14 protein-coding genes and 1 other RNA gene are annotated in these 15,895 nt (G+C 44.9%); 3 read left to right on the top strand and 12 right to left on the bottom strand.

Annotated elements, in window-relative coordinates; all coding sequences use genetic code 11:
• Positions 1 to 24 precede the first annotated feature (24 nt).
• Genes PG766_RS01195 through pheA form a run of 4 tightly spaced genes read right to left on the bottom strand, consistent with a single transcriptional unit; the run spans position 25 to position 4,201 of the window.
• Entirely contained in the window at positions 25 to 762 is a 738-nt protein-coding gene (locus tag PG766_RS01195; protein ID WP_195250121.1) for a 16S rRNA (uracil(1498)-N(3))-methyltransferase, read from the bottom strand.
• 19 nt (positions 763 to 781) lie between these two features.
• Positions 782 to 1,744 (bottom strand): 50S ribosomal protein L11 methyltransferase, encoded by a 963-nt coding sequence (gene prmA, locus PG766_RS01190; RefSeq protein ID WP_008374985.1) that lies wholly within the window; start codon positions 1,742 to 1,744, stop codon positions 782 to 784.
• A gap of 13 nt (positions 1,745 to 1,757) precedes the next feature.
• Positions 1,758 to 3,047, bottom strand: a complete 1,290-nt coding sequence (locus PG766_RS01185) for an ATP-binding protein (RefSeq protein ID WP_270246201.1) — start codon at positions 3,045 to 3,047, stop codon at positions 1,758 to 1,760.
• 23 nt (positions 3,048 to 3,070) lie between these two features.
• Complete coding sequence (gene pheA, locus PG766_RS01180; protein ID WP_055155638.1) at positions 3,071 to 4,201, bottom strand: prephenate dehydratase; 1,131 nt, start codon at positions 4,199 to 4,201, stop codon at positions 3,071 to 3,073.
• Between the two features lie 217 nt (positions 4,202 to 4,418).
• Here pheA and pyrB point away from each other — a divergent pair, with 217 nt between their 5' ends.
• Together pyrB and PG766_RS01170 are read left to right on the top strand one after the other, a co-directional pair.
• Positions 4,419 to 5,339, top strand: coding sequence for an aspartate carbamoyltransferase (gene pyrB, locus PG766_RS01175; RefSeq protein ID WP_195479345.1), 921 nt, complete (start codon positions 4,419 to 4,421; stop codon positions 5,337 to 5,339).
• Between the two features lie 14 nt (positions 5,340 to 5,353).
• The gene (locus tag PG766_RS01170; RefSeq protein ID WP_118198385.1) at positions 5,354 to 5,800 is read left to right on the top strand and encodes an aspartate carbamoyltransferase regulatory subunit; all 447 of its coding nucleotides are present in this window, start codon (positions 5,354 to 5,356) and stop codon (positions 5,798 to 5,800) included.
• 206 nt (positions 5,801 to 6,006) lie between these two features.
• Here PG766_RS01170 and PG766_RS01165 read toward each other — a convergent pair whose 3' ends face one another.
• From PG766_RS01165 to spoIVA, 7 genes are all read right to left on the bottom strand, one after another.
• A complete protein-coding gene (locus PG766_RS01165; protein WP_270590279.1) occupies positions 6,007 to 7,185 on the bottom strand; it encodes a cation:proton antiporter in 1,179 nt (392 codons plus the stop codon).
• 89 nt (positions 7,186 to 7,274) lie between these two features.
• On the bottom strand, positions 7,275 to 8,204 hold the full coding sequence (locus PG766_RS01160; protein WP_173691917.1) for a hypothetical protein: 930 nt from the start codon (positions 8,202 to 8,204) through the stop codon (positions 7,275 to 7,277).
• 231 nt (positions 8,205 to 8,435) lie between these two features.
• Positions 8,436 to 8,783: RNase P RNA component class A (gene rnpB / locus PG766_RS01155), an RNA gene on the bottom strand.
• Between the two features lie 46 nt (positions 8,784 to 8,829).
• Positions 8,830 to 9,303: a ribonuclease HI gene (rnhA, locus tag PG766_RS01150; protein ID WP_008374972.1), complete on the bottom strand. Its 474-nt coding sequence runs from the start codon at positions 9,301 to 9,303 to the stop codon at positions 8,830 to 8,832.
• Positions 9,304 to 9,314: 11 nt separating this feature from the next.
• The gene (locus PG766_RS01145; RefSeq protein ID WP_270590277.1) at positions 9,315 to 10,004 is read right to left on the bottom strand and encodes an MBL fold metallo-hydrolase; all 690 of its coding nucleotides are present in this window, start codon (positions 10,002 to 10,004) and stop codon (positions 9,315 to 9,317) included.
• A gap of 8 nt (positions 10,005 to 10,012) precedes the next feature.
• Positions 10,013 to 10,498: a MogA/MoaB family molybdenum cofactor biosynthesis protein gene (locus PG766_RS01140; RefSeq protein WP_117834041.1), complete on the bottom strand. Its 486-nt coding sequence runs from the start codon at positions 10,496 to 10,498 to the stop codon at positions 10,013 to 10,015.
• Between the two features lie 164 nt (positions 10,499 to 10,662).
• On the bottom strand, positions 10,663 to 12,135 hold the full coding sequence (gene spoIVA / locus PG766_RS01135) for a stage IV sporulation protein A (RefSeq protein ID WP_117823135.1): 1,473 nt from the start codon (positions 12,133 to 12,135) through the stop codon (positions 10,663 to 10,665).
• A 212-nt stretch (positions 12,136 to 12,347) separates the two neighbouring features.
• Between spoIVA and PG766_RS01130 the strand changes: the two genes are divergently transcribed.
• Positions 12,348 to 13,331, top strand: coding sequence for a cation diffusion facilitator family transporter (locus PG766_RS01130; RefSeq protein WP_270590275.1), 984 nt, complete (start codon positions 12,348 to 12,350; stop codon positions 13,329 to 13,331).
• A gap of 51 nt (positions 13,332 to 13,382) precedes the next feature.
• Here the strand turns inward: PG766_RS01130 and PG766_RS01125 are convergent, their stop codons facing one another.
• Positions 13,383 to 15,833 (bottom strand): cation-translocating P-type ATPase, encoded by a 2,451-nt coding sequence (locus PG766_RS01125; RefSeq protein ID WP_270590274.1) that lies wholly within the window; start codon positions 15,831 to 15,833, stop codon positions 13,383 to 13,385.
• Positions 15,834 to 15,895: the final 62 nt, after the last annotated feature.

Raw genomic sequence — 15,895 nt, 5'->3', positions numbered from 1 at the left:
TTATGCAGTTCTTTGCCTGCCGGTCTACTGTTCCAGTTCAAACATCAGTACAGCAAGCGTTGCAAGTCCGGCTGTCTCTGTCCGCAGGATCCGCCTGCCCAGGGTGATGACCTTCGCCCCCATACTGACTGCTGCATCAACTTCTTCCGGTTCAAATCCACCCTCTGGTCCGATAAAAATCCCAACAGACTGTCCACTTTTAATCTGGCGGATCACTTCTCTTGTCACTTCCATACCACCTGCAAGTTCATACGGAAGCAACGTCACATCAAGCTCTTCTGCCATTTTCAGTGCTTCTTTATACGAAAGCGGCATGGTAACTTCCGGGATCCGGCTTCTTCCGGCCTGCTTTGCCGCACTTTCTGCGATGGAATTCCAACGGTCTGCTTTTTTCGCTGCTTTCTTATCATCCAGACGAACAACAGAACGCTTCATTGCTACAGGAATCACCTGATACACGCCAAGCTCCACCGCTTTTTGCACGATCAGCTCCATCTTGTCGCTTTTGGGAAGCCCCTGGAAAAGATACAGCTTTGACGCCGGTTCCGTGTCCGCTTCCATCTCTTCCAGAATATGCAGAACCGCCACATCTTCTTCATAGGCTTCCACCTCGCAAAGATAGGTTCTTCTTTCTCCGTCACTGATTTCAGCCTTTTCATGCAGCTTCATCCGGAGCACATTCTTCATATGATTAACATCTCCGCCTTCAATCCGGATCTTATCTCCGGAGATCTGCTGTGGTGTTACAAAAAAATGATGCATCTTTTCTGATCCTCTCTGCCTACGCTTTCGTTTCTTTTCTCGCTGTTACAGATACCCATTCTCCCTGATGATGAACCTCCAGGACCGTGAGTCCTGCTGCCTCTACCGCTGCTTTTACCGTCTCCTCCTTGTCTTCGATGATACCACTTGTCACGTAGATACCACCGTCTTTTAACTGGTTCACGATCACCGGTGTCAGCGGCACCAGTACGTCTGCAAGAATATTCGCCACAACGATATCATAGCATCCATAACCAACTTTATCCTGAACCGCTTTATCATCAATGATATTTCCGATCATTACTTCGTATTTATCCTTTGAAATACCGTTGACTTCCATATTTTCATAGGTTGCATCAATCGCACACGGATCCAGGTCTGTTCCTACAGAATACTTTGCACCGAACATCAGCGCCAGCATTCCAAGAATTCCACTTCCGCATCCTACATCCAGAATTCTGGTGTCCTCTGTCACATATTTGCGGAGCTGACGGATGCAGAGCTGTGTGGTCTCATGCATTCCGGTTCCGAATGCAGTTCCCGGATCGATATGCACGATCATCTTGCCTTCATCTTCCGGCTTTACTTCTTCCCAGGACGGAATGATCAGGATATCATCCACATAGAACTGGTGAAAATATTTTTTCCAGTTATTGACCCAGTCCACATCCTCTGTCTGGGATTCTTCTATCGTTCCTTCACCTACTTCCACATAGGCACGCATATCTTCCAGTTCATTTTTCACAGCTTCCAGAAGACTTTCTTTATCTTCATCTTCTTCCAGATAGAAACTGATATATGCGATGCCGTCATTGATTCCTGTCTCCGGAAGGATATCAACAAACATCTGCTCTTTTTCCGCCTGTGTCATCGGAATCTTATCCTCAATTTCGATTCCCTGTACACCAAGGTCCATCAGCATACTACTGACAATGTCTTCTGCCTCGGTTGTTGTCTTTAATCTGAATTTATTCCACTTCATATTGGTTCTCCTTTTATTGTTGTCCAAGCAAATAATCAATAAACTGCTGTGCAGTACGTCCGCTTAATCCGCCATGGCTCAGTTCCCATTTGTTTGCCTCCAAAAGAAGCTTTTCCTCTTCCATCTCGACACCATAACGATCTGCAAGCGTGGTGACAATCTTCTGGAATTCTTTTTTATCCGGTTTTCCAAAATAAATGGTCACGCCGAATCTTGCTACCAGCGAAAGTTTCTCCTGTACGGTATCATTGGTGTGCAGTTCTTCATCTCTGTCGGCTTTATCTTTGAATGTCTCACGTACCAGATGTCTTCTGTTGGAAGTTGCATAGATCAGGATATTATCCGGTTTCTTCTCCAGACCGCCTTCGATCACCGCTTTCAGATATTTGTACTCAATCTCGAATTCTTCAAAAGAAAGATCATCCATATAAATAATAAATTTGTAATTCCGGTTCTTGATCTGTGCGATCACATCATTCAGGTCTTTGAACTGATGCTTGTACACTTCGATCATACGAAGTCCCTGGTCATAATACTGGTTCAGGATTGCCTTGATCGAAGAAGATTTACCGGTTCCGGCATCACCAAAAAGCAGACAGTTATTAGCTTTTTTACCCTTTACAAATGCCTCGGTATTATCGATCAGTTTCTTCTTGGCAATGTCATAGCCCACCAGATCATCCAGATGGACGTGTGCGATCTTGGTGATCGGCACGATCTGTGCTCCTTCTTCCGTATGCTCAATACGGAATGCCTTGTGAAGTCCGAAAGTTCCCACTCCGAATTCTTTGTAGAACTGGGTTACAGTTGTCTTAAATTCTTCTGCATCATCTGTCTGTGCAAGAGCTTTGCTTAAGTCGCAGATCCGGTCGCGAATCCTCTTGTTAAATACATGTCCCTTGGCATTGACCGGATGATATTCCTCAATCAGTTCCAGACTGTCTGTACCGAGCTTTTCACCCATCTCTTTCAGATCATATTCGAACAGTTCTTTGAAAATCTGAAAATCATGAAGGGCTGCTTTATTGACGCTTCCCTCTACCTCTCCTACCACTTCACAGGCTGTGCTGTAAGCATTCTCACTGTTGGCAAGCAGGAAGGTCAGGAAGGTATGCCAGAGGTTTCCTTCAAATCCATAGTTTGCAGCCAGTTCGATCAGCTCATTTAAATTTTCGAAAAGAAGGCTCTTCAAATCCTCTTTATTATAATAATCATTATCTGCATTGTCGATCAGAAATGTCATGTCCCGAAGCAGATCTTCATGTTCCATATAACGATATAATATCAGTTCATTTGTTCTCATAGCCGTGTCCTCTCTTTTTCAGTCTAATAATTTCCAAGGATTTTCAGGTTCAATGCTTCTTCCCTGAGTCCACGGATCGCATTTTTCACTGCCGCATCTGCCAGATTTCCTTCAAAGTCCACAAAGAAACGATATTCCCAGCTTTTTCCTTCTACCGGTCGGGATTCAATCTTTGTCATGTTCAGGTCATTGTAAATAAAATGGGAAAGCAGATGGTACAACGATCCACTCTCATGCGGTATTTCAAAGCAAATACTGATCTTGGATGCATTTTTCAGGAATACCTTCTGGTTCGTGACAATGATAAATCTTGTACTGTTGTCAGATTCGTCATTGATCTCTCTTGCCAAAATATCCAGTCCGTAAAGCTCTGCTGCATATTCGTTGCAGACAGCTGCCTGCGTGGTATCCTGGTCTTCCATCATCTTCTTGGCCGCCATAGAAGTATTGGCAACACTGATCTGCTGCCAGGTTCCGTGTTCATCCAGAAAATGGGATGTCTGCATCAGTCCCTGTGGATGTGAATACACTCTTTCAATGCTGGAAAGTGTAGTTCCTTTCACTCCGGCAAGCATATGCTTAATCGGAAGGACCGTCTCTCCTACAATGTAATTTTCAAATTCCACCAAAAGGTCATACACCTGTGTCACCGGACCTGCGGAAGAATTTTCAATTGGAAGGACTGCATAATCTGCGCTTCCCTCTTCAATTGCTTCCATTGCATCACGGAATGACGGTACATGGAAGTTTTTCACATTTTTCCCAAAATATTTTAACATAGCTGCCTGGTTGTTGGCTCCTTCCACTCCCTGGAAGACCACACGTGCACCATCAAGATCCAGCTGATCCAGTCCGATAAAGGGAAGTCTTCCCAGAACTCCTTCCTCAGAAAGACGCTGGTACTGCAGCTTTCTGCTCATGCTCATCAGCTGTTCAAAAAGCTCCCGGATCCCTTTTTTGTTAAAATCTGTGGACACCTTTTCTGCTACTGCTGCCAGTTTCTCGTTCTCTCTTGTCTTATCAAATACTTTTCGTCCGTTCTTTATCTTATATTCTGCAACTCCTTCGCAGACCTTCATACGTCTCTCATAAAGCGTGGTGATCTGGTCATCGATCACATCCAGCTCTTTTCTCATCTCTTCCAGACTCTGCATTGTCCCACTCCTTATCGTTTTATCCTTATGTCTTCTTACGCTGACGTTACTAATTTTTCATTATAATATATTTTTTCTGTAAAATCTACATTTCTTCGCAAACCCGATCAGAAAAAACATGTAAAACTTTGTTGAAATAACCATGTTTTTGTTATATTATAGATAAAGAATATATGAACCCGCACATATTCTGCGGTTATTTTTAAGGAGGTTTCTTATGAGACATTTAATGAGTCCTTTAGATTTTTCTGTGGAAGAGCTCGATAAGCTTATGGATCTTGCAGGTGATATCGAAGCTCATCCGGAAAAATATGCACATGCTTGCGCAGGCAAAAAGCTTGCCACTTTATTCTATGAGCCAAGTACCCGTACCCGACTGAGTCATGAAGCAGCAATGATGAATCTCGGTGGTAATGTACTTGGCTTTTCTTCGGCAGCTTCCAGCTCTGCTACCAAAGGGGAAAGCGTAGCAGATACGATCCGTATGGTTTCCTGCTATGCAGATATCTGTGCGATCAGACATCCAAAAGAAGGTGCACCGATGGTTGCAGCGCAGCACTCTTCAATCCCGGTGATCAACGCAGGTGATGGCGGACATCAGCATCCTACACAAACACTGACTGACCTTTTAACCATCCGTTCTTTAAAAGGACGTCTGAATAATCTGAAGATCGGACTCTGTGGAGACCTCAAATTCGGTCGTACCGTACATTCTCTGATCAATGCCCTGGTGCGTTATGAGAACATCGAGTTTGTACTTATTTCACCGGAGGAACTCCGTCTGCCAAGTTATGTACGCAAAGACGTACTGGATAAGAAAAATATCCCATATACAGAAGTAGAACGCCTGGAGGATGCCCTTCCGGATCTCGATATCCTTTATATGACACGTGTTCAGAAAGAACGTTTCTTCAATGAGGAAGATTATGTCCGTATGAAAGATTTCTACATCCTGGACAAAGGGAAAATGGAACTTGCGCCAAAAGATATGCTGGTTCTCCATCCACTTCCGCGTGTCAACGAAATTTCTGTTGAAGTTGATGATGATCCAAGAGCTGTTTATTTCAAGCAGGTACAGTATGGTGTCTATATCCGTATGGCACTGATCCTGACACTTTTGGATATTCATGTAGATTAAGGGAGGCGAAAGACATGGTTGAAAATACACTGAACATTGGGAAAATTTCAGAGGGCTTCGTACTGGATCACATCAAAGCAGGAAAAAGCATGGATATCTACAAATATCTGAAACTTGATCAGCTTGACTGCTGCGTAGCCATCATCAAGAATGCCAAAAGTAACAAGATGGGTAAAAAGGATATCATCAAGATTGAATGCCCGATCGATATCATTGATCTGGATATCCTTGGTTTTGTCGATCATAATATCACGGTAAATATTATCGAAGATTCCAAGATTGTTGAGAAAAAAGAACTGAAACTGCCATCTGAAATCAAGAATGTGATCAGATGCCACAATCCGAGATGTATTACTTCGATTGAACAGGGACTGGATCATGTGTTTGTACTGACTGATCCGGAGAACGAAGTGTATAGATGTAAATACTGTGAAGAGAAATACAACAGAAAGCGGGGCTAGCGTCGGCTTGTTAGACTAGGCGGACAGGTGCCACGCAAAGGACGCATGAAAAAAGAAATTTTTTCATGCGTCCTTTATTTTTTGTCTCCTTCGTACAGTAAGAAAGGAGATCTTGGTATTGCTCGTCCTGTTTTCTGCAATATGTTTGTCCGGCACAGCATACAGTGGATATTGACCGAATGCAGTCATAGATTTTCCATCCATCCTTATCTTTTATCCAATAGCTTTTTATAAGAAAGATCAATCACAAACGCTCCAAGTGGCGCTGTCAGCACGATTGCAAGTACTGCCACCGTAAGTACCATATCCCCACAGGCAAATCCCAGCGAAAGCGGAATTCCTCCAATTGCTGCCTGCACGGTTGCTTTCGGTGTATACGCCATCATCACAAAGGCTTTTTCTTTTCCTCGAAGACTGGTTCCAAGCAGACATACAAATACACCCAGCATCCGGAACACCAATGCGCCTGCAATCAAAAGCACCGCCTTGATTCCAACCTTTCCCAGATACCCGATATTGACCGTTGCCCCCACCAGTACAAACAGGAACACCTCTGCTCCAACCCAGAGTTTCCCGTATTTTACAGAGATTCTTTTTGTAACAACCTCCCGTTTTTTCTGCAGTCCAATTCCAATAAACATAATTGCGATCAGTGCAGAAAATGTGATTGCAGTTGTCATTTTATCTTCGATCGTAACCAGCAGGAACGAAATACTCAAAATGATCAGAACCTTTGTGGTATCCCGAATGTGAACTTTTTTAAAAAAGCATGACAGCAGGACCCCGATCAGCAGTCCGATCGCAATTCCCAGAATGATCGATACCGGGATATTTACAAAGCTGATGACCGAAGCCCCTTTTCCCTGCATCATTCCAACAAAGGTAGAAAATAATACGATCACATAGACATCATCTACCGATGCTCCGGCAAGGATAAGCTGTGGGATTCCTTCCTTTACTCCATATCCTTCCTCCATCATCTTTACCATTCTCGGCACCACAACCGCCGGTGAAACGGCCGCAAGCACTGCTCCCATAATTGCAGCTTCCAGCAAGGTGATTCCCATCAGTTTCGGTGCAATCAAAAGCATTCCCAGGAGTTCAAAGCTTGCAGGGACAAAGCACATCATCACTGCGGATCTTCCTATTTTCTTCAGTCCTGACAGATCCAGCCCAAGCCCTGCCCTTGTCAGAATGATAATCAGGGCAATTTTCCGGAGTTCGGATGAAATTCCAAGAATACTGCTGTCCAGCAGATTCAAAACATACGGTCCGAGAACCACACCGGTCGCCAACATCCCAAGCAAACCTGGCAATTTGATCTTCTGACAGATCCAACTCATACACATTCCAACAAGCAGGATCAGCGCAATACTTAATAACATAAAAAATACCTCCTATAGACGCAGAAAAACAAAAGCGAATATGTCTTCGAAACTTCTGGTATTTGTCCATAAAAATCTTTCCCTTGATTTTAAAACAAATCCAGCATATTATCCAGATACAATTCCTCTCTTACATGCAGCTGATATTCCGGCTTTGTCATATAATACAGTAGAAATTCCAGGATCAGCGCACTTCCAAGTCCCCTGCCTTCGATCTTAAAATTTGTAAATCCCATCGGCAAATAGATATTTTTGATATCATCTACACTGATAAATCCCGGATTTGTCATTGCTTTTGAAAAACGATAGCCTTCCTTTGCATTTGGCGCAGTACACCGGTGTTCCTCTCCATCTTCTCCGAGATTCTTCCGGCTCACATCCTCATAACAGGCTTTCCGGTCCCTGCAGCCGAACCAACAACACTCATTACACAGGAATTCAACTTTATCCTTCTGACCTTCTGATAATGTATTCCATTTATCCAACATCTTATTCAGACGGAAATCCGGCACGACATATTGAAAATCTTCTCTCTGGATTTCCCGCAGACACTCCTGAAATTCGGTCAACACTTTCGTGGTAGATGAGACCAGATAGAACCCCGGATACTTCTTTTTCAGATAATCCACCAGCAGCTCTGAGTGCACGATCACACCGTTTTTCACACCTGTGCTTTTCTCAAACAACTGACAAAGCATATTGCATCTCTGATCCGCAAGGTGCTCTTTCCTGAGCAGAGAATTACTAAAAGTCAGACGGGCAGAAATCCCGTACTTCTGCATAAGTGCAAGCACTTCTTCCGGCTCAGCTTCTCCTGCTTCCACACGTCCTCCGCCCCACAGGCAGTCTTCCGGGGCTCCATAAATGGAACCAATCTCACACCAGTCATAGAAATACTCCCTGTGTGTATAAAACAGCGGCAAAAAAAGTCTGTACAGTTCATAAAATTCAAACAAGCCCGGAAGATGGTAATATGCTACATTTCCTCTTTCCCGACTTTGAAAACGATCATTCCTCATTTGACACTCCTACATAATTTTAATCCTCCTAAAACTACCATATTTTTCAAACGATTGTCAAACGGATTATCACGTTTTTTTATTTTTCATTCCACTCAAAAAATCATTCACACAATACTACGATATCATAAAAATTAAAGCTTTTTAAAGGGCACCGCAACAAAAAAAGAATCTATATCCTTCATGAATATGAATACAGATTCTTTTCAAAATTTCTCAATTAAAAATAAAAAAGCAAGCAAAACGATAAGCCGGGTTATGTCGTGGACGTTCATCTATCCAGTTCTGCTGTTGCCAGCAGACTCAAGCGACCAACCTGAAGCATGACGGGCCGCCATACCACTTCTTTTCGGTCTTGCTTCGGATGGGGTTTACATATGCCCTGTGTGTTACCACCCAGGCGGTAGTCTCTTACACTGCCCTTCCAACCTTACCTGCATCTGCAGGCGGTATATTTCTGTTGCACTATCCTTAGAGTCACCTCTACCGGACGTTATCCGGCATCCTGCCCTGTGAAGCCCGGACTTTCCTCGTCTGCGGCCTTTCGGCACCTGCATCCGCGAACGTCTGTCTTACTTGCCTTAGATACTTTATCACATTTTTTTATCAGTGTAAAGGATTTCTTCTACACCCCCGGATCAACCTGCAGCTCATTTCCGTCTGCTGCCGTTGTCGCAAGAGTATCACAACGTTCATTCTGCGGGTGTCCATCATGCCCTTTTACCCAATTGAAGTTCACCTGGTGCGGCTTTTTCGCTTCCAGAAGACGCTTCCACAGGTCGGTATTCTTGACCGGCTCATTCTTCCCACGCTTCCAGCCCTTTTTGATCCATCCCTCGATCCAGTGCTGATTGAATGCATTGACCACATATTGGGAATCAGAATAAAGCTCTACCTCGCAAGGTCTGTTGAGCGCTTCCAGCCCCCGGATGACAGCCATCAGCTCCATCCGGTTATTGGTTGTCCGCACATAGCCGCCGGAAAGCTCTTTAACGTGAAGTTCTCCCTTCGGGTCTACATATTCCAGAACAACTCCATAACCGCCCGGTCCGTCCGGATTACCTCTTGCCGCTCCATCTGTATAAATACTGACTTTCATAAATTGTCTCCTTATAGTTCAAATACCTGTCCCATTTCCCGGATCCGCATGATCTTCTCCCGGTATGGTTCTGATACTTCCATTCCGATAAGCCGATCCTGCACCTCGTACTGCTTCCACATATGCATCGGAAATACAATCTTCGTATCCGTATGCCGCATATACCAGTCAAAGCCCCAGTAAAACTGCTCTTCCTGTCTCGGGTCAAGCACGACAAATGCAAGATCGATCTTCTCACCGACCAGCGTTTCAATCTCCTTTTGATAATCGCCGCGCATCATCCGGTTATACGCATCATCTTCCTCTTCCCAGTGCCACCAGTTCAGATCCCCTGCATGATAAATGATCCTGTCTTCGCATCTTACCAGAAAGGCAACCCCTTCATCGGTTGAGCGCAGACTTTTTACCTTTGTATCCCCGACAGTAATCTCATCCCTTTTTCGCATGAAATGTTCCGATGCACGCTGCTCCTTTTTCGCAATTCTGATATCCTTCGGGAAAATATATTCCACATCCGGATACACATCCGCAAGCTTCAGGATCTCTCTGTTAAAATGATCCGGATGGGAATGGCTGGCAAATACCAACAGCTTCTTCGCTGGATCAAACTCCGGCATCGTTCCTTCATAATAGTCAAATAATAGAATATGGGATTCCAGTTCCACCGAAAATCCGCTGTGTCCGATATACGTCACCCTCATCTGTCTGCCTACTCCTCAACATCATCATGTTCACCGACTGCCGTCTCTGTCGCATAAACAATCTCCGGAAGAACATATTCCAGACACTCTTTAATGATCTTCGGACTTCCCGGAAGATTGACGATCAGGGATTTACCCCGGATACCTGCTGTTCCTCTCGTCAGCATTGCCCTTTTTCTGGTCCGTGTCATAAAAAGACGCATCGACTCTCCGATCCCCGGAATCTCCTTATCGACCACTGCCTTTGTCGCTTCCGGAACACAGTCCTCTTCTCTGCATCCGATCCCACCGATCGTAAGGATCAGATCTGCCATCTGTGCATCCGCGATCTTCGCAAGGATCTTGCGGATAACCTCCCTGTCATTTGGTACCGGCTGTACAAGCTCTGTCTTGAAGCTGACCTGATCGAGCACTCTTCGCACGATTGGCGAACACGTATCATCCTTCTGTTTTCTGTATATCATGGTGTCTGCTGATACAATTGCTACTTTCATAGATGTCCCTCTTTTCTTTTCTCCTCACGTATAGATTTCATGGTATCTTATATGACCATTCATTCCATGAAAATGTATCCCCTAACGTATAGACTTTAGTATAACATACTCTCGGATTGCCATGCAAGTTTCCTGCCGCCAATCGAATTGATTTAAGAAAAATTTTAGATAATGATGCAAACCATACCTCCGTTGCTGTCATTGACGATCTTCTGCATGGTGTCCTGCAGTTTTGCCTGACTCTCATCTCCGATCATGGCGATCTTGTTTCGCACGCCATCCATCACCAGCTCTTCGATCGATTTTCCGAAAATATTGGTTCCCCAGACTCCATCCGGGCTCTTTGCCGCCTCATTGATATAATTTACCAGATCCTTTGCCTGCTGCTCACTCCCCACGATCGGTGCGATCTCGGTCTCAATGTTAGCTCGGATCATATGGATAGAAGGTGCTTCCGAACGGATCTTTACTCCGTATTTATTGCCCTGCCGGATTACCACTGGATCGTCCAGCCGGATTTCTTCTCTTGTCGCGCTGACTACACCGTAGCCTTTCATTTTAACCGAAGCAAGTGCATCTTTGACACTTTCATATTCTTTCTGGAGCATGGCAAGATTACGCACTGTATGGATCAGATCATATTCCCCGCTGATCTGCGTTCCGGTCAGATCACTTAACATTTCATAATAACAGCTATCTTCCACCTTGATTTCAACCGAGATCTCACCGGTATCCATGGACACACCTGTTACATTTACTGCATTTATGTAGGTACTCTGCTCCGGCTTCCGGATCTCCATCGCATCCCGGATTTCTCCGATTCTGCCCATGACTTCTCTTGCATAAGATACCAGCTCTTCCCGGACCTTGTGATCTGCTGTAAGTATTTCCACCCATTTTGGAAGGAAAAATTTTACTTCTGTGACCGGAAATGCAAAGAGCACATTTTCCATGATCCGGTGGATATCTTCTTCCCGGAGCTGTTCACAGTTGACCGGAAGTGCCGTTACCTGATATTCTTTCTGGATTTCTTCTGCCACGTTTTTTGCCTCTGCGCTGTACGGTTTCCGGGTATTGACCAAGACCACGAACGGCTTGCCAATGCTTTTCAGCTCCTGGATCGTTTTCTTTTCTGCCGCCCGGTAGCTGTTTCTGGGAAGCTCTCCGATACTTCCGTCTGTCGTCACAACAATCCCGATCGTGGAGTGGTCATGGATTACCTTTTTCGTCCCGATTTCTGCCGCCTTTGTAAACGGAATTTCTTTTTCGTTCCACGGCGTTTTCACCAGACGTTCTGCTCCATTTTCCATGTGACCGGCGGCTCCCTCCACCATATAGCCCACACAATCGATCAGACGCACCAGCACACTCACATCCTTTGCGAGCTGGATTTCGGCAGCTTCTTTTGGCACAAATTTCGGCTCCGTTGTCATGATGCTCTTCCCTGACGCAGACTGCGGAAGCTCATCCACCGTCCGCTCTTTTGCATGCTCATCGGTCATTTTCGGCAGCACCAGCACATCCATAAAACGCTTGATAAAGGTTGATTTGCCACTCCGTACCGGTCCTACCACACCCAGATAGATCTCTCCATTCGTCCGGCACTGTATATCCTTGTATAAATCAAATGTATCCATACACTGTCCCCCTTTGATTGCTGATACAGTGTATGCGGGCTTTCCCCTGTTTAGAACAACTATACTGCCAGTTCACTTTTACTTTCTTGCCATCAATTTCAAAATCGGGTATGATAAATGGTAACAAAAAAACGTATTACAGGCACGTAATGCCTTTCATTTATCAGAAAATCTTATCGGGATTTTCTTACAGTCAAAAAAGGAGGTATCCTATGCACGTAGGAAGAAAAGCACAGAAAAGAGAAAAAAAAGCCATGTCTGTCTCCCTGTACGGGAATCTGTTTTTCGTTATCGTTGAGATCGTCATGGCAATCTACACCAGTTCCCAGGCAGTTCTTCTGGACGCAATCTATGACGGAGTCGAGTTCTGCATGCTCCTGCCGTCGCTTTTTCTGATTCCGCTACTTTACAAGCCATCCAATGAAAAGCACCCGTTCGGTTATATGCAGATTGAATCTATGTTTGTCGTTGTCAAGGGCATTACCATGACTGGCGTTACCGTCGGGCTGATCCTGAACAATATCGAAATCATGATCCATGGTGGCAGAAAAGTCGCTTTTGATACCATTGCCTGGTTTGAATTATTTGCATTTTTTCTGGGAATTACCGTATCCATTTATCTCCAATATAAGAATCGTCTGATGGATTCCCCAATGATCACAATGGAAATGGAAGGCTGGGAGATCGACAGTATTGCCTCTTTCGGTATGGCAATTGCCTTCTTTCTTCCGGTTCTGCTGCCTTTTCTATGGTTCAGACCCATAACACCTTATCTTGACCAGATCATTACCGTCACCCTGTCCATCTTTATGCTGCCGACGCCGATAAAGACGGTAATAACCGGACTTCGGGATCTGTTCCTGATCCCGCCGGAGGAAGAGACTGTTGAGGAAATTAAAGAAACGATCGAACCTGTCCTAAATGCCTATGGTTACAAAAAACTCTACTATGACATTCTCCGTACCGGGAGAAAGCTCTGGATCAGTGTTTACATCACCTTTGACAAAGATCTGGTTTCCATTACCCGGTTTAAGATCGTACAGAATTTCTGTATCCAGGCTCTTGCGAAAAAATATACGGATTTTTATTTTGAACTTCTGCCGGATATTGTGTTTACCACGGATGATGAGGCATTGACCAATCATATCGTAAACCAGTCGGAAGAAGTGGATCAGAATGCAAAATTTGCAGACTGAATTATCTGATCTTTATTCTTTAAAAATACTCATTTTCCAAGAAAAGCTGCCTTAATCGGCAGCTTTTCCTTTAAATTCTTTGATTGGATTCTTGATAAATTTTATATACTGCTTTCTCAGCCATTCGATCAGCTTCGTCAGATACCGAAGTACCGGCTCAGTCGCAATAGAGAATACTACAAAAAGCATAATGCATTTTCTGGACATTCCCGTAATCGCAAATAACTGTGGCAGGAAGATACTGCATCCTAACAGTCCGATCACACATCCGATCCAGACGATCATACGCAGTACATTCATCGGCTGACAGATCCGGTAAAGAATCATGAATCCGACAATTGCAAGCAGCATCGTCGCCGCTGTAGAAATATCTTTGGATGCAACTCCGAACGTCTGTCCAAATACAACCAGCGCACCAACTGCAAGTACATCCGTAAGTCCTGCCGGAAGTGCCTTTAAGAACACATTGGTCAGGAAATGTCCCTTAATGATATCCCGGTTCGGCTGCAGTGCCAGGAAGAATGCCGGAATACCGATCGTATACATACTGATCAGCGATACCTGGGATGGCTCCAACGGATAGGTGATCATAAAGACTGCCGAGAAAATTGCAAGCAGGAAGGAAAAAATATTCTTCACCAGGAACAGACTTGCTGAACGCTGAATGTTATTGACAACTCTTCTTCCTTCCAGAACAACCTCCGGCATCCTTGAAAAATCGGATTCCAGAAGTACCACCTGGGACGCCTGGACCGCAGCATCGCTTCCTGATGCCATCGCCACCGAACAGTCTGCATCCTTCAGAGCAAGTACATCATTAACACCATCACCGGTCATAGCGACCGTCATTCCCTGCTTTTTCAGTGCCTGCACAAACTGTCTTTTCTGTTCCGGGATTACCCTTCCGAAGACCGTATATTTGCTCACCGCAAGGGCAATATCTTCTTCAGTCTTTAATGTTCCTGCATCCACATAATTCTCTGCGCCTTCAATTCCGGCCTGCTTCGCAGTCTCCGATACGGTGATCGGATTATCACCGGAAATAACTTTTATCGCAACACCCTGGTCCGCAAAATATTTGAAAGTCGCAGGCGCTTCTTCCCTGACTTTATTGAGAAGGAGGACATAACCAAGCGGCGTTACCGTTCCAGTCAACGGCTTACCATCCGGCTCTCCATCATAGCTTCCAAATACCAGTACACGGAACCCCTTGGACGTATACTGTTCTATTCTTCCCTGATACTTTGTATAATCCTCACGCAGGACAAATTCCGGTGCACCAAGCACATATGCCTGATCTTTGAAAATTACTCCGCTATATTTGACCGTGGAAGAAAAAGGAATCACTTTTTCCGGCACTTTATCTGAATGCTCTGTAAAATGTTCTTTCATCGCACACATCGTGCTGTTATCCGCGTCCATTCCTTTGACAAAATCGCCGATCATCCGGTTCAGATCCGGCATCTTTTCTTCGTCATAGGCCTTGGCTTTCGCCACTTCGCTGACACACATACTGTCTTCCGTGATCGTACCTGTCTTATCAACACAAAGCACATTCACCCGCGCCAGAGTCTCGATACTCTTCATATCATGGAGCAATACCTTCTTCGATGCAAGACGCATTGCGCTCACCGCAAGTGCCACGCTTGCAAGAAGATATAATCCTTCCGGGATCATACCGATCACTGCAGCAACCATGGAGATAATACTCTGCCGGAAGCTGTCGTGATTATAGAAATAACTCTGCACGAACAAAATGATTCCTATCGGGATCAGTGCGATTCCGACCATTTTTACCAGCTTGTCCAGGGAATGGATCATCTCCGACTGTTCCCCCTGCTGCATGGCTTTTGCTTCCAGAGTCAGCTGTGAAATATAGGAATCTGCTCCAACCTTGTCCAGACGTGCATGACAGCTTCCTGATACCACAAAACTACCTGACATCAGATGGTCTCCACGCTTTTTCGTGATCTCATCGGATTCACCGGTAAGTAAAGATTCATTGACCTGGACCTCGCCAGCTTCAACGACCGCATCTGCACAGATCTGGTTCCCTGCACGAAATACAACAATGTCGTCCACAACCAGCTGATCCGCCTCCAGATTCAGCGATACCCCTCCACGGATTACTTCTGCGTGCGGTGCATTCAGCATGGTCAGCCTATCCAGTACTTTCTTGGAACGGATCTCCTGAATGATCCCGATCAGTGTATTGCAGATGATGACCGGCAGGAATGTCAGATTTCGAAAAGAACCTACCAGGCACAGCAGGATCGCCAGAATCAGAAAGATCAGGTTGAAATAGGTAAATATATTATTATGAACAATCTCTTTTGTCGTAAGTCCCGGTGGAGCAACCTCATCATTGGTCCAGCCATTCTCTTCCCTTATCCGGATCTGCTCGGGATTAAGACCTACCCGGTAGTCTGGAACCACACGCTGGATCTCGCCGCGAACGACTTCTTCCTCTTGTGTTTCTTTTTCTTTTTTTCCGAATTTCATACAAAAAATCCTCCTGTATACACGCCATTATACGCCTATACGGAAGGATTTTCCATTAAGAC

This window comes from Coprococcus sp. LG101-27 (assembly GCF_027695515.1).
In the GTDB taxonomy this organism is placed as follows: Bacteria; Bacillota; Clostridia; order Lachnospirales; family Lachnospiraceae; genus Allocoprococcus; species Allocoprococcus comes.
The sequence above is the reverse complement of the archived record's forward strand: the minus strand, read 5'-3'. Positions and strand labels throughout refer to the sequence as shown.